This window comes from Flavobacterium gelidicaeli, from assembly GCF_013294005.1.
In the GTDB taxonomy this organism is placed as follows: domain Bacteria; phylum Bacteroidota; class Bacteroidia; order Flavobacteriales; family Flavobacteriaceae; genus Flavobacterium.
In genome coordinates this window covers 137,618-152,324 of sequence record NZ_JABSNK010000003.1, presented here as the reverse complement: position 1 = coordinate 152,324, position 14,707 = coordinate 137,618, and the positions used below count along the sequence as shown (strand labels likewise).

At 31.5% G+C, this 14,707-nt stretch carries 14 protein-coding genes; 4 read left to right on the top strand and 10 right to left on the bottom strand.

Features of this window, described 5'->3' with window-relative positions:
- Positions 1 to 108: 108 nt before the first annotated feature.
- The 6 genes from HNP99_RS05445 to HNP99_RS05420 form a co-directional block, all read right to left on the bottom strand.
- Positions 109 to 1,110 (bottom strand): hypothetical protein, encoded by a 1,002-nt coding sequence (locus HNP99_RS05445; RefSeq protein ID WP_173852101.1) that lies wholly within the window; start codon positions 1,108 to 1,110, stop codon positions 109 to 111.
- 174 nt (positions 1,111 to 1,284) lie between these two features.
- Positions 1,285 to 2,172, bottom strand: a complete 888-nt coding sequence (locus tag HNP99_RS05440) for a hypothetical protein (protein ID WP_173852099.1) — start codon at positions 2,170 to 2,172, stop codon at positions 1,285 to 1,287.
- A 346-nt stretch (positions 2,173 to 2,518) separates the two neighbouring features.
- On the bottom strand, positions 2,519 to 3,409 hold the full coding sequence (locus tag HNP99_RS05435) for a hypothetical protein (RefSeq protein WP_173852097.1): 891 nt from the start codon (positions 3,407 to 3,409) through the stop codon (positions 2,519 to 2,521).
- Between the two features lie 184 nt (positions 3,410 to 3,593).
- Positions 3,594 to 4,934, bottom strand: a complete 1,341-nt coding sequence (locus tag HNP99_RS05430) for a DEAD/DEAH box helicase (protein ID WP_173852095.1) — start codon at positions 4,932 to 4,934, stop codon at positions 3,594 to 3,596.
- Between the two features lie 125 nt (positions 4,935 to 5,059).
- Complete coding sequence (locus HNP99_RS05425) at positions 5,060 to 6,619, bottom strand: DEAD/DEAH box helicase (protein WP_173852093.1); 1,560 nt, start codon at positions 6,617 to 6,619, stop codon at positions 5,060 to 5,062.
- A gap of 112 nt (positions 6,620 to 6,731) precedes the next feature.
- On the bottom strand, positions 6,732 to 7,253 hold the full coding sequence (locus HNP99_RS05420) for a DUF6155 family protein (RefSeq protein WP_173852091.1): 522 nt from the start codon (positions 7,251 to 7,253) through the stop codon (positions 6,732 to 6,734).
- 106 nt (positions 7,254 to 7,359) lie between these two features.
- Between HNP99_RS05420 and HNP99_RS05415 the strand changes: the two genes are divergently transcribed.
- The 3 genes from HNP99_RS05415 to HNP99_RS05405 are packed head-to-tail and all read left to right on the top strand — an operon-like array spanning position 7,360 to position 9,473.
- The gene (locus tag HNP99_RS05415) at positions 7,360 to 7,665 is read left to right on the top strand and encodes a DUF3817 domain-containing protein (protein ID WP_173852089.1); all 306 of its coding nucleotides are present in this window, start codon (positions 7,360 to 7,362) and stop codon (positions 7,663 to 7,665) included.
- Entirely contained in the window at positions 7,658 to 8,914 is a 1,257-nt protein-coding gene (locus HNP99_RS05410) for a mechanosensitive ion channel family protein (protein WP_173852087.1), read from the top strand. Before HNP99_RS05415 ends, HNP99_RS05410 begins: the two co-directional genes overlap by 8 nt.
- A 10-nt stretch (positions 8,915 to 8,924) precedes the next feature.
- Entirely contained in the window at positions 8,925 to 9,473 is a 549-nt protein-coding gene (locus HNP99_RS05405; protein WP_173852085.1) for a GNAT family N-acetyltransferase, read from the top strand.
- Between the two features lie 44 nt (positions 9,474 to 9,517).
- Here the strand turns inward: HNP99_RS05405 and HNP99_RS05400 are convergent, their stop codons facing one another.
- Positions 9,518 to 9,901: an acyl-CoA thioesterase gene (locus HNP99_RS05400; protein ID WP_173852083.1), complete on the bottom strand. Its 384-nt coding sequence runs from the start codon at positions 9,899 to 9,901 to the stop codon at positions 9,518 to 9,520.
- Between the two features lie 67 nt (positions 9,902 to 9,968).
- Here HNP99_RS05400 and HNP99_RS05395 point away from each other — a divergent pair, with 67 nt between their 5' ends.
- A complete protein-coding gene (locus HNP99_RS05395) occupies positions 9,969 to 10,355 on the top strand; it encodes a glyoxalase (RefSeq protein ID WP_173852082.1) in 387 nt (128 codons plus the stop codon).
- Positions 10,356 to 10,547: 192 nt separating this feature from the next.
- Here the strand turns inward: HNP99_RS05395 and HNP99_RS05390 are convergent, their stop codons facing one another.
- The 3 genes from HNP99_RS05390 to HNP99_RS05380 all read right to left on the bottom strand — a co-directional run bounded on the left by HNP99_RS05390 (position 10,548) and on the right by HNP99_RS05380 (position 14,566).
- A complete protein-coding gene (locus HNP99_RS05390) occupies positions 10,548 to 11,240 on the bottom strand; it encodes a DUF4240 domain-containing protein (protein WP_173852080.1) in 693 nt (230 codons plus the stop codon).
- A gap of 59 nt (positions 11,241 to 11,299) precedes the next feature.
- Positions 11,300 to 12,955 (bottom strand): M1 family metallopeptidase, encoded by a 1,656-nt coding sequence (locus tag HNP99_RS05385; RefSeq protein WP_173852078.1) that lies wholly within the window; start codon positions 12,953 to 12,955, stop codon positions 11,300 to 11,302.
- A 177-nt stretch (positions 12,956 to 13,132) separates the two neighbouring features.
- Positions 13,133 to 14,566, bottom strand: coding sequence for a leucyl aminopeptidase family protein (locus HNP99_RS05380; RefSeq protein WP_173852076.1), 1,434 nt, complete (start codon positions 14,564 to 14,566; stop codon positions 13,133 to 13,135).
- Positions 14,567 to 14,707: the final 141 nt, after the last annotated feature.

Below are 14,707 nucleotides of genomic sequence, written 5' to 3'. Positions count from 1 at the left end.
TATCGAAATTAAAATCGAGATGTTTCCACTAACATAAAATTCCTTGTGAAAGATAAACGTGAATATATCACAAAATTCGCAATTTTTGCAAGTGTCTGTTAGTAGCCTTTACTGTGAGTAATAATGATTTTCATAAAATTTGATTGTTTGATATACTTCAAAAAGTGCAGAAAAATTCACATATAAATCCCATGTTTCTCCGAATACTATATCACCATGTAATATTGAATTTCTATCACCTTTGAACCTTCTTTTTAAAAAACCCAATCTTGTTTCTAATGAAATTTTCTCGATTTTATCGATTTTGTAATCTTTATGAAAGACAAAATCTCCTGTTAAAAACTTTAATTTACTTGTCTCTATTTCATAATCCAATAACCAAGGAACATTTCGTAAATAAGAATCCATTGAATGATATTTTGGTTTTAGTAATTTTTTATCAATATTTTGCTTCTCAATCAAAAATCCGCCTAACAATCGAACAAGTCCATCAAGTTCAATTAAAATAAGTGAACTTGTAGCTTTATAAAGTTTTACAGCAAAAGCTTCTGTAGCTTCTTTTAAAGTTTCTGCTTTAGACTTATACAAAGGAATTGATTCTAAATATGGAATTATATCTGTCTTTATGTATTTAATCATGTCAGGAAATTTTCTTATCAAATTATTATTATCAACTTTATTTTGACTAAGATTGATAACGTCTGAAACAGCAATATTACTTGCCCATAAAATATCATAAACGATCGTAGTATAATATGAATTAACAATAAAAATCATGTCATCTTCTTCCATCATAGGATGAAAAACGTCAGAATTTCTATTTTCAAAGTAATTTATAATTGAATGTTTATTGAGCAAATAATAAAGCTTATACAGATATTTAACTAAATTTGCTTGATTTCTTTCGACAACATATCTTTCCCAATGATCAAGTTTATAATCAAGTCCCCGAGCTTGACTATTTTCTTTCATTGATATAAAGCATTGATTAATATTTTTTTTCAACATGAATTCACGCGTATGATATTTATTATCGTCAGTATGAATTTCAAAAATTGGTGTTTCAAGTTTTGCTTGAATTTGATGAATCGTTAATTCTTTTTCTTCCATTTTTTAAAGTTGTAGATTGGCAATTTTACCAAGTTTTTTGATAATGCTACGTTTTTTTTTTCTTAGATGATTTGATGTTTGTAAACACTCAGTTTTCGACTTAACGAAAAGTTGATTCGGAACGATAATTCCACTAAATTCAAGCTATATCAAAATGGCTGTTAGCTGCCTTTTTTACCGGATTCTTTTCAATACAATTTTAATAGTATCGTTTTTAATAATTAGTTGCTTGTCGGTTAATTGAAATCTTCCTTTTAGAAATGTTATCGTTTTTGTACTTTCGGGGTTTGCAATAGCGCCAATTTTATCATTTTCTAAAACTTGCTTATATTCTTTACTAAAAGTTTTCAGAGTAATTGTATCGTTTTTAAATGAGTATGTTCCATCAGTAATTTTGTCAATATTATTTGCTCCTTTAACTTGAAAAGTATTAAAAATTTCAAAATTGAAATTTTTAAGTTTTCCAGCTTTATCAACATTTTGCCAAGTACCGTAAAACTGGCTTTTTTCCATGTATTTTGATTTAAGTGCTAAAATCCCAAAGAATATTACAATAAAAGCTAATGGTATGTAAACCCATTTTACTTTACGAAATTTACTAACCCAAAGAGGTTTTTCGGCATCTTGACCGAAAGATGGTTCTGTAAAAAAATATTTTATAAATAGTGGGTATTCTGAAAAGAAAATAAAAAACGCCATCAAGGTCATTATAGTAGCCATTCCTTTCGCTCCACGTATGTCGTAAGCGTAGTCTACTAATAAAATATTTACCATAAAAGATAGGAAAAGTATAATTCCAATTCTTGTAGTTTTTCTAAAAAATAGGAGTAATGAACTTGCAATTTGAGATGTGGCTATAACTACGCCATACCAAAAGGAATAACCATAGTAGTACCAAGTTAAATTAAATCCACTTAGTGAGCCTATTGGTTGATCATAAGTAGAAGGTTGAGACGTGAATTGGGTGCCTAAAATTTTAGCAAAAGCATAAGAAAGTATCATTGTTGCTAAAAAGTAGCGAAAGATGGTAAAAAAGGTATAATGTAATTTTTTCCAATTCATGTTTTTTGATTTCTTAGTTATTTTATGACGGGGTATTTTTTAAGGTTGCCTCTAACGTCTTGGCGCTACAAGATGTTTGGGATTAAAGATGTGAGTTTTTTTTCCATTATACACAAGTTTTCTGAGTACAAAACCATTTTTAAATTTAGCCAAATGCCCAAATATATTGTAACGGCTGTGCTTGTTGCACAACTGGTTTTTTGTTTAGTTTTTATTACTTTTAATAAATAGTTAACTTATAAAGCATTGTAAATCAATTTAATATAATTTTTTAATTTTACATTTTTTGACTAATATTACTTATTTTTGAGTTGTGCAGCAGCCACGGCTGTTAGCCGTAGTGATTTTATTTCAGTTTCATTAATTTTTCCAATAATGCAGGAAGTTTGGTTTCAGGATTTATTTGGTCGTTATTCCAAAAACTCATAACGCAACTTATATTTTTATTTCTTATGTTTTCGGCAACATAATAAATTGTCAATGATTCTCCTCCTGACATTCCAGCTAAAGTGGAAGTTACACCAGTAAAATCAAAAGCTAACTTCTTTGCTTTTGTCTGAACTCCTTCAAAATCTATATCTATAATTTCTTCAGATGTAACTTTTCCACCTTTTTCCAATTTGGTTAAATTGAGCTGATTTTCAACAGCTTCTTTTGCATCGTCTAATGTTTTATGAATACTCCAATTCATTTCCCCAGAATATGGACATTGAACTGTGTTGAGAAATGTCCAATAACAATTGTTTCCAAGTTCTACTTTTCTATCGGCAAAATTGATTGAACTAATTTGCATTTGAACGAAATTAGTTTCTGGGATTTTATTTTCAATAATTGCATTTACCAATTTTTCTTCTGTTTCCTTATCAGTCTTTCCATTTTTGATAAACCAAATCACTAAAGTTGTTTTGTCAGCGTTTTCTACAAAATAATAGTTGTTTGTTTGGAAATTATTTTCAGATATTTTCTGTTGTTTTGTAATAAATAAGTTGTTGTAATTAATTTGAGAATCTTTTGTTTTCGTGTCAGAATCAGAAATTTTATATTTTCTAAAAACTTTTTGTAATCCTTTTTCATCAAACGAATTTTTTAAAATTTCGCTTGTAACACTATATCCATCTATATTATACCAAATCTTTCCATTATTTTTTAAAGCAGAAAGTCTTTCTAAAATATTATTCTCTTGAGAATAAGAATTCGAAGAAATAAAAATTAAAACTAAAAGGACAATTTTTTTCATTTTATAAATTTGGTTATAATATTGCGTTAGTTTCTTGATTCAGCGGTATCATTACGGCTAACTTACCGCTAACATCAAATATATACAACTTTTCTCATATTTACTTAAGACAAGTGCATAAAAAAACCATTACAAACTTCTTAAAGTAATGTAATGGTTCAATAATTTATTAAAACAGGAAAATTTACTGTTTCATTTTTTGTCTTTTAACTGGTTTTTCTACCGGTTCATTTTTATTTTGCAATAAATAATTAGCTAGTAATTTTTCAATTAATTCATCCTTGGTTAGGTGATGAAAAACAGTTTTTATTTTTGTTTTTAATTCCGCATCCACTTCATGATTGGGTTTGGTTTTAAAAATCTGTTTTGCCCAAAGCAAAGTATTATTTTCTTCGATACTTAAAGCAGATGGTTTCTTGAATTTTGCAAATTTAATTCCTAGCTCTTTTTCAAAATCAGCTATTTCTTTTTCTTCTTCTGGTTGTAAAACCGTTAATGAAAGTCCCTTTGCTCCTGCTCTTGCTGTTCTACCACTACGGTGCACATACGATTCATAAGCATCTGGTAAGTGGTAATTTACTACATAAGAGATTTCTTTTACATCAATTCCTCTAGCAGCCAGATCTGTAGCGACTAAAATATTGATGTGTCCTTCACGAAATTGTTCCATGATTCGGTCTCTAATTCCTTGTGATAAACTCCCATGTAATGCGCCTGAAGAGAAACGGTTTATTGCTAAATTTTTAGCCAGTTTGTTTACAGCAGCTTTAGTTTTACAAAAAATGATACCACGTTCTCCTTCTTTAGAATTCAAGAAATGCATTAAAACATCTAGTTTTTCGATAGGATCTACCACAATGTATTCGTGATCAATTCCTTGATTTCCTACTGTCTCCATATTTGCACTTACTTGAACTACATTTTTGTTCAAGTAATTTTGCACTAATTGCTTTATTGTTCCTGGCATGGTTGCTGAGAACAATAATGTTTTGTGCTCTTTAGGTAATTCGGCTACGATCTCGTCTAGGCTTTCTTTCAAGATGCTTACCATTTCATCGGCTTCATCTAGAACGAGAAAATTAGTTTCTTTAAGATTGATTGCTTTACGCGAAATTAAATCTATTAAACGACCTGGTGTTGCTACTACAATATGTGTAGGTGCTGTAAGGCGTTCTATTTGTGGTTTTATAGGAATTCCTCCACAAGTGGCTGCAATAGCTACTTCAGGAAGGTATTTAGCAAATTCCTCTAAGTTTTTAAAAATCTGGTGGCCTAATTCTCTAGTTGGTACTAATATTACTGCTTGTACTACATTACTTTTAGTATCTATTAATTGTAAAAGTGGCAATCCAAAAGCAGCTGTTTTACCTGTTCCTGTTTTGGCAAGTCCTACTAAGTCAGTTTTGTTAGTTAACAATAGCGGAATTGCTTTTTGCTGGATTTCTGTTGGCGCAACAATTTTCAATTCGGTAAGCGCTTTTAAAATTGGTGCCGAAATTCCTAAATCTGAGAATTGTTTTGACATGTTTTTGGATTTGTTATTTTATAAAAAATAGTTGTTTTGTTTTCAGGCTTTCTAGCCGTGATATTCCGTCTCGAGAGGCAGAGAACTAGGTAGCATTCCCGATAACTATCGGGAAGCTCCTTATTTTACTCTTCGTCATCAGGTTCGTTCATGATTTTCTCACGATACTTTTTCCCAATTAATAAGACCATTTTTAGTTTGTAATCGTCTACAAGCCATTCGCGGTAATTTTTACTACACTGGCTTAAACATTTAGAATACCTCTTGATACGGCAGTCAATATCATCGTCTAATTCTTTACCTAGTGATTTCGCTTCTTGCAATGTCTCTGTATTATCAACACACATTGCCGCGTGTTGCTCCAGCGATTTTTCAAGTACTACCTTAGATCGAGAATTTTGCGCTATAGCTAATTTATGCTCTTCGTCTACGTCAAAATCTACTACGGCTGTTTTACTAAATTTTGCTCTTAATTCAGGTGGCATTGCATATTTAAAATACAATTCAATCTCAGTATCATCACGTAAATTTTCCAGGTAAAACTCTGGTGATTTAAAGATATGTTGCCAGTTTACAGGCTCACTCCATAGTCCAAAACGAGCGGCGTTATTCCCTAAGTCAATTACCGTAAACATATCTTTGTTAGGTAATTTACGCGAACCACGACCAATCATTTGGTAATATAATGTCAATGATTTTGTTGCTCTATTTAGTATAATAGTATCCACTGTAGGCTCATCAAAACCTGTGGTAAGAATACCAACCGAGGTTAAAATAGCATCTGAAGTGTGCTTAAACCAATGTAAAATTTCTTTTCTTTCCTCAGTACTACTTGTATTATCCAAGTGGCGAATAGGATATCCTGCTTCTCTAAAAGTTTCATAAACGTACAAAGACGTATTGATACCGTTATTGAAAATCAAGGTTTTTTTATTTAATGATTTCTCAGTATAAGCATGCAATAATTTCTCTTGCATGGCCATATTAGTATACAAATCATCAGATGATTTTACGGTGTAATCTCCGTTGATACCTACTTTTAATGATGTAAGTCCTACGTCATAACTATAGGTAATGGCTTTAGCCAAGAAACCGTTGTCTATCAATGAACTAATAGTATCTCCTACTATTAACTCATCATAGCTTTGATGCATAGGTAATTTAATATTTGAGCTCAAAGGAGTCGCGGTTACTCCTAAGATAAAAGCGTTTTTAAACGAACTTAATAATTTTCTAAAAGAGTTGTAATGCGCCTCATCAATAATAACTAAACCTACATTATCTAGATGTAATTTTTCATCATTGATACGGTTTTTTAAGGTTTCTACCATGGCTACAAAACAAGAATATTCGTTTTGATCTGGAAGCTCCTTTACTTTACTGTTGATAATTTTATTCTTAACGTCAAAACCTTTCAACATTTTTGAAGTTTGCTTACACAACTCAATTCGGTGTGTTAATACCACCACTTTTTTATCATTGTTAGCCAGATAACGGCGTACAATTTCTGAGAAAATCACAGTTTTTCCACCACCAGTAGGAAGTTGGTAGAGTAAGTGATGTTGCTTAGGTGCATTGTCTATTCTTTCAAAAATGGCATCGATGTCCTGTTGTTGATACGAATAAAGTTCTTTTTTTGCTTCTTTTTTGTCTTCTTTTTCTATTTCTATAGTATTTTCAAACATTGTTTTTGTTGGGTTTTTGCAAAAATACACCTAAAAAACAGTTTATGTGTAGTAAAATCGATAAAATATAGTAGTAAGTTTAAATAAATTTGATTTATGGGCCATTTTATGATTATAATCTTTCAAGAACCGCTTTAAATTGTGGTGTGTTTTTCCATTTTTGGTTGCGCGCTTCTTCATAAACCCCATGAAGTCTTGATTTAAAACCACTTAACAACCCGTTTGCAACCGCATACTGAGTGGCTTGTTCAAAGGAATTGAGCATACTTTTATAAAAAAGTTCTTGTTTTATGGTATTTTCTGAAGCAAAGGTTTGGGCGATCTCAATATTGTAAAGCATTACATCAATCACTACAAAGGGGTCTACTCCTAACAAAACAAAGTGTTTTATGAATTTTTGAGCTACTGAGCGACGCATTTTTGCCTTTTTATTTTTCCTGCCCGTTTGCTGCGGAAAATATTCCTGCGAGATTTTGAGTTTGGCCTCTTGCAGCAAGCTTTCTTCTTTTGGATTAAAAACAAAGTCATAATATACTTTTATCGGACTAAATTTTTCGTACAATTCTATTAATTGTTCTTCCAGTTGTTCCTTGTTTAATTCACCTAAGTATTTCTTTAAATCGCGTTTACTCATGATAGCCTTTTTATATCCATTACAAAAGTAAATTACTTTAGCTAGGAATACCATTATAATGAATCATAATACTTAATTTTGTACTTTATTACCTAAACAAAAATTCATGCTTAAGATTTTTAAGATTACTGCTATCCTTGAAGGAATATCCTATTTGGTTTTATTTTCGAATATGCTTTTTATCAAGCCTAAATATTTTGAATTGTACCACACCTTATTATATCCTATTGGTATGAGTCATGGTGTATTATTTATTGGGTATATATTATTGGCTTTTTTATTGAAAAAAAGAATGCAGTGGTCGCTAACAACTTTTGGAATCATCTTAGCAGCCTCATTAATTCCTTTTGGAACTTTTTATGTAGAATACAAATACCTAAAAACTGATCAAAAAAACCTAAAAAATGTATAAATTGATCGGAAAAATATTCACTTACCTCTATCCTTTATTCAGGAAATGGGGAATGGGATATAGTTTTTCTTCGTACTTAAGTTTGGTTTTAAACATTGCGTTGCTTTGTTTATTAGCCTACAGTATCTATGTCATTTTTAGATTGATTCTGGTTACTATAATTGTATTTATAGCGCAACATACTAAAACACAATTTGATGATTTTTTGGTTACCAATAAAACAGCCAAATACATTGCGCATTTAATTCCGCTACTTTTTATCTATAAATCTGTTCCTGTAATTCTGGATAAATTTGAATATTGGGAGAGTGTTTTTGGAAAACTCGTAGGGATTTATATTGTATTCTTAGTTTTATGGATCGTAAGAACGGTTTTTAACGCTTTACGTGATTACCTAAAACAAAAACCAAGATACAGCGATAAACCTATTGATAGCTTCATTCAGGTTATTATGATCGTGCTCTGGATGGTAGGAGTTATTGTGATTATTTCTAAATTATTTGATTTTGAAATCAAAGAACTCTTAACTACTTTAGGAGCAGTTTCGGCATTGATTATCTTGATTTTCAGAGATATTATACTTGGTTTTGTTGCTAGTGTGCAAGTGTCTATTAATGACATGATACGAATTGGTGACTGGATTACGATGGAAAAGTTTGGCGCCGATGGAGATGTTATCGAAATCAACTTAACTACGGTAAAAGTTCAGAATTTTGATAATACCACCACTACAATTCCTACTTATAGCTTGAGTTCAGACTCTTTTCAAAACTGGAGAGGAATGTTAAAATCAGACGGTAGGCGTATTAAAAGACATATTTTAATAAAACCAAGTACCATACGTTTCTTGACTGATACGGAGCTGAACAATCTAAAAAAGATTGACTTGATTAGCGCCTATATTGATACTCGAAAAATTGAAATCGAAAAATTCAATACCGATAATGCTGTCGATAAATCACTAGCCCTTAATGGTCGTAACATGACTAATTTAGGTTTGTTTAGAAAATACATTACACAGTATTTACGCAACCATCCATCATTAAATCAAGACATGCTCTTGATGTGCCGCCAGTTACAGTCTACTGCTCATGGTGTGCCTATCGAAATTTATGTTTTCTCTAGTGATAAAAGATGGGAGAATTATGAATACGTAATGTCGGACGTATTTGATCATATCTTTGCTTCAGTAGGTTATTTTGATTTAGAAATATTCGAACTGCCATCTAAAGGGAACTTTGTTAGTTAAACTAAAAAAAATGGAGTTAAATACCAGCCGATTAAAATTGCGATTAATTGAATTCTCAGACTTAGAAGCCATTCATCAATTGCATTCTATACCAGAAGTAGATGAATTTAATACTCTAGGAATTCCTGAAAATATTGAACAGACAGCTACTCTAATTGAATCTTGGCTTTTAGCCAATGAGCAACATGAAGTAACAAGCTACACCTTTGCTATAGAAACAATTAGTAATAAAGTATTCATAGGTTTATTAGGTCTTAAATTATGGCCTAAAAAAAACAGAAGAGCTGAAGTGTGGTACAAACTACAACCAGATCATTGGGGAAAAGGTTACGCTACTGAGGCAGTAAATTCAATTCTAGATTTTGGTTTTAATAAACTAGACTTACACAGGATTCAAGCAGGTTGTGCTGTTGCTAATATTGGATCTATCAAAGTGCTTGAAAAAGTAGGCATGATTAAAGAAGGTAAGTGCCGACAGGTTTTACCTCTAAAATCAGGATGGTCTGATAATTATGAATATGCCATACTAGAAACTGATTACGAATTACTTAAAAAATAAGCATATATAAAAAAGATAGCCCTAAAGCTATCTTTTTTATCTTATTACAACCTGTTTTTTACATATTCTATTTCCTTTTTCCCATGTGCTTTGGGTTTTCCATCTTCACCTAGGTTCACCATTGTAGTACTATCAATACTAATAATAGTTTCTCTGGTCATCATGTTTCTAGCTTCGCATTTTAGCGTTAGCGAGCTATTACCAAACTTTACTACATCAATACCTATCTCAATAATATCTCCTTGTCTAGCTGAACTTCTAAAATTTATTTCAGACATGTGCTTCGTAACCACTTTAGAGTTTTCTAATTGTATGATGGTGTAAAGCGCTAATTCTTCGTCTATCCAAGCTAATAATTGTCCTCCAAATAATGTACCGTTTGGATTTAAGTCTTCGGGTTTTACCCATTTTCTAGTGTGAAATCTCATCTTAATAATTTAGTATTGCTAAAATAAGATTTAGAAGTCAAAAAATGCTTAATTTTATAAAAAAAAGATGAGCAATAGAGATGTTTTTATAAAAGAGTTTAGAACAGAAACCATAGGATCTGTAGGTACTGAGTCCTCACAAGAAGAGCAATTTCAAAACCAAGTCCTTCGCCCTATACTAAAATTACAAAATGAATTATTTATAGCTTCTTTTTCTAATTATATAGCAAAAAATAAAGGCGATTTTGCTAATTACACAACCGAGAAAAAAAATACTTTTATAGAAAATAGTATTCAAAAAGATACCAAATACAGAAATACACTCAAAGGAATGGTTGTAGGATTATTCACCATTGAAGAATATAGAACGTATGCTAATAATACATCCAACTTAAACAAACGTATAATGAGTATGCTGCAAGAGCGTTTAAAAAGCCAATTGCAATTGTTTTAAACTAAATTTTCAAAGATTATATGGTTTCTCCACTAATTAAATCAAATTAACTTGTTGTAATAAAGTTTTTACAACCCAAAAACAAGAGTTTGAACACTACTTTAGATTAATAAATTACAGCCTTAAAAAGAAAACGGTTTGCAATAGTTACAATACTAAAGCAAACCGTTTTTAAGATAATTTATTGGACAATTATTTCTTCCAAAGATTTTTATATAAAACTGGACAAATTTTTGCCATTGTTTCTGGCTCATCTACATTCCATGAAAATTTTAAAATTGGATAGTTTTCGTCATTCGTCTTAAACTTTTCATAATCAATATAACTGAAAAGCTCTTTTTGGGTAGTGTTTTTAAAAGCATTCATAGCAACATACCAGAATCCTTCAAACTCATATACTTCTTGGTCTTTAATCACTTCTTTTAAAAGCGAATCTGGATTGGCTTTAGTAGCATAAAAAACATCTTTCCCTTTTGAAATTAACCAACATCTAAAATACTCAAACCCTCCGTCAGAACAGCCATGATTCATTATATAAGCTGCGCACCACAATTGCTGATCATAAGTATCATAAAGTAACTTATCAGTCGTTAGACGGAAACCAATCATTTCGCTTGGAGTCAGTTTTTCAATTTCTGAAATTAAAAACAACTCTTGGTCTTCTTGATTACTAGTTTCTTTTAATGAAGTCGCAATGATATCCCAATAAACTGCTTCGTCAAGCATTGTACTTGATTTTTCTAAAACCAATGTATCCTTTTCGATAATTAAAGCTTTTATAGGAGCTTTAATTTTTTTATCTAAAACTGACACACTATTTTGTGCCAAGCCTATGCCGCTTACAATAAGAAAAAAAAGAGATAGGTGGTTAATTGTATTTTTCATAAAATAGTTAAAAATAGTACCGTTTATTTTTTTGAATTCCTTTGTAAAATTAGCTAAATTTATTCTGTTATATCAAATCCTGCTACATAAAAATTAGGATCAATTACTAATTTTGCTTTTCCGCTTTTAACAGCTTCTCCGTTCCAATTAGTGGTAGGTTTTAACCAAGTATCTTTACCGTCAATTTGTACTTTAACCGGCATATTAAATCCGCTAACGCAGTTTGTCCAGCGGTATCCTAAATTATTATCCTGAAAAAAATACTCTAAAGTTGGAATTCTTACGTCTCTTAAATATTGATCAAAAACCGTTTGTAAATTACTACCCACTTCTGTACTTAAATAATCTTCAATTTGTTTAGTAGTTACCGTTTGATGGTAAAAAGTACTGTTTAAACCTCTTAGAATTGTTCTCCATTTTTCATCGTTATTCACAATCTGACGGATGGTATGCAACATGTTCGCACCTTTGTAATACATGTCACTAGAACCTTCATTGTTCACATCATAATGCCCTATGATGGGTTTGTCATTTTCAATGTTTTTTCTAATTCCACGTACATATTCATCTCCAGCGTCTTTGCCATAGTAATATTCTACAAAAAGGCTTTCAGAATAATTAGTGAAACTCTCGTGAATCCACATGTCGGCAATATCTTTGTAAGTGATATTATTAGCAAACCACTCGTGCCCCGACTCGTGAATAATGATAAAATCAAACTTTAAGCCCCAACCTGTTCCGCTTAAATCCCTACCTCGATACCCATTTTTATACCCATTCCCATAGGTTACTGAACTTTGATGTTCCATGCCTAGATACGGTGCTTCTACAAGTTTGTAGCTGTCTTCATAAAATGGATAAGGACCAAACCAGTGTTCGAATGCCTTTAACATTCTAGGAACATCTTTGAATTGTTCTTTGGCTTTAGCCAAATTATCTTTCAAAACATAATAGTCACAATCCAAAACACCTTTTTCTCCTTGATATTTCTCAGAAAAGTTGACATAATCACCAATATTTATGTTTACGCCATAATTATTAATAGGATTTGAAACATACCAATTGTAAGTTTTAGTGCCATCTTTCAGCTTTTTCACACTTTGCAAACGACCATTGGATACATCCATCAAATCTCCAGGAACATTTACACTAATCAACATGTTTTCAACCTCGTCATACATGTGATCTTTGTTAGGCCACCACACACTTGCACCTAGTCCTTGACAAGACGACGCAATAAACAATTTTCCATTAGCATCTTTTCTCCAAGTAATTCCGCCATCCCATGGCGGGTTTACAGCTACTTTAGGTTTACCACTATAAAAAACAATGACTTCTTTAGTACTTCCCACAGTTTGAGGCGTTAGTAATAAAATAAAAAAAGCATTGCCTTCTCTAGTAAATTGCAAAGCTTTACCGTCTTGAGTAACTTTAAGAATTTGCATTGGATTTTGTAAATCTATCTGCATCTTATTGTACTCTTGTAATACTTGGTATTTAATGGTGTTAGATCCTGAAATAGTGCTATCTGCAGGATTTACTTTAATATCTAAATGGTAATTTTTAACATCCCACCAAGCGCGCTCTTTAGTAATACTACCGCGCAAAGAATCTTGTCTGGTAAAAGCAACATCTGACTTATTAAGCAATCCTTGTGCACTTATACCAGTGTAAGCTAAAAATGCAATTAAGGCTAGAGAACTATTTTTTTTCATGAAGGAATATATTAAATAAATTAAAAACTGAAGATTATTTCACACCAGTTGTAATGCTACTGTTTATAAAAAATCTATTATCAGTTTAAGCGGAGTCAAGAATTATTAATGTCTCTTGACTCCCGTCAATGTCACAAAAACTATATTGAACTATTTTATACTAGTTTTAGATATTAATTACAAATTCTCGATAAACTTAGTTAACAAATGCACTCCATAACCGCTAGCATGCTTACTTTTAGAAAATTCATCGTTTCCATAAGCAACACCTGCTATATCAAGATGTGCCCATGAAGTATGTTTCTTAGTGAAGAATTGCAAAAATTTTGCAGCACTAATAGCACCAGCAACAGGCTTTCCGCTATAATTTTTAACATCGGCAATAGCACTTTCTATGTCTTCTGTATAAGCCTCCCATAATGGTAATGGCCACAATCTTTCGCCTATACTATCTCCTGTTTTTCGTAAAGCATCAGCAATAATTTCATTATCAGTAAATAAAGCACCACATTCGTGTCCAAATGTACCTATGCTACTTCCGGTAAGTGTTGCAATATCTACAATATATTCTGGATCGAAATTCTTAATCAAATAAGATAATCCATCTGCTAATATCAAACGCCCTTCTGCATCTGTATCAATGATTTCAATGGAGTTCCCGCTATAACTTTTTATAACATCACTAGGTAAGAATGATTTACTACTAACTGAATTTTCTGCACAAGGAACAATTGCAGTAACTTTAACAGGCAATTGTAAGTCGGCTATTAATTGCATTGCACCAAAAACAGCAGCACCACCAGCCATATCGCTTTTCATGTCTAACATTCCAGCCGTTTTGATATTGATTCCACCTGTATCAAAAGTGATCCCTTTACCCACTAAGCCTATGTGTTTTAAGTTTTCTGTTGGCTTATTTGGCTCATAATTCATAATGATAAACTGAGGCTCATTATTACTTCCTTTTCCCACCGCTAAAAAAGCACCAAGTTGTTCAATTTCACAAGCTTCACGGTCTAAAACATTCACTTTAAAACCATATCTATTTCCTCTATCTTTAGCCCATTTAGCTAAATATCCTGGGGTAACTTTATTAGGTGGTAAATCAACTAACGACAATGTTTCTAATTGTGCTCTAGCAATTTTTATAGCTTTATTTATGGCAATCGAAAAATCAACTGTGGCTAAAATTTTCAATTCAAATTCTGGATCTAGAAAAGGATGATCGACTTCTTTTTTATAATGACCCAAACTATACGTCCCTAATAAAAGTCCCGAAATAGCGGCTTCTACTTCTTGTTCTTTGAACTCAGTTGGAAATGATACCCCAACGCATTTAGTAAAGGCTTCTTTTTGATTAGCTGCAACTCTGCGGAAAATTGTTTTTAAAGACTTGTAATCAATATCCTTTTTTCCTAATCCTATAAATAGATAGATATTGTCATTGTCCTCAGCTAAATAATAGCTGTCTTTTTTACCGTAAAAAACTTTAGACGAAATTGAAACAGTTCCAAACTGTATCGGAATTAAATTCTTTGCACTAGTCTCAAAAACTGGTACTAAAACAGTTCCTGAAAAGTCTTTTAAATCATTAATGTTCTTTGTTTTCATACTTATTATTATAAAAAAGGATTTCCTTTATTCTATTTAACATTTAAATGAATGTAGTTTACTTATCACTAATTCAAATTCTAGAGTAAATGTAAGAATTTCAAAATTGTAAAAAAAGAAAACCCAATAATGAATCCGTTC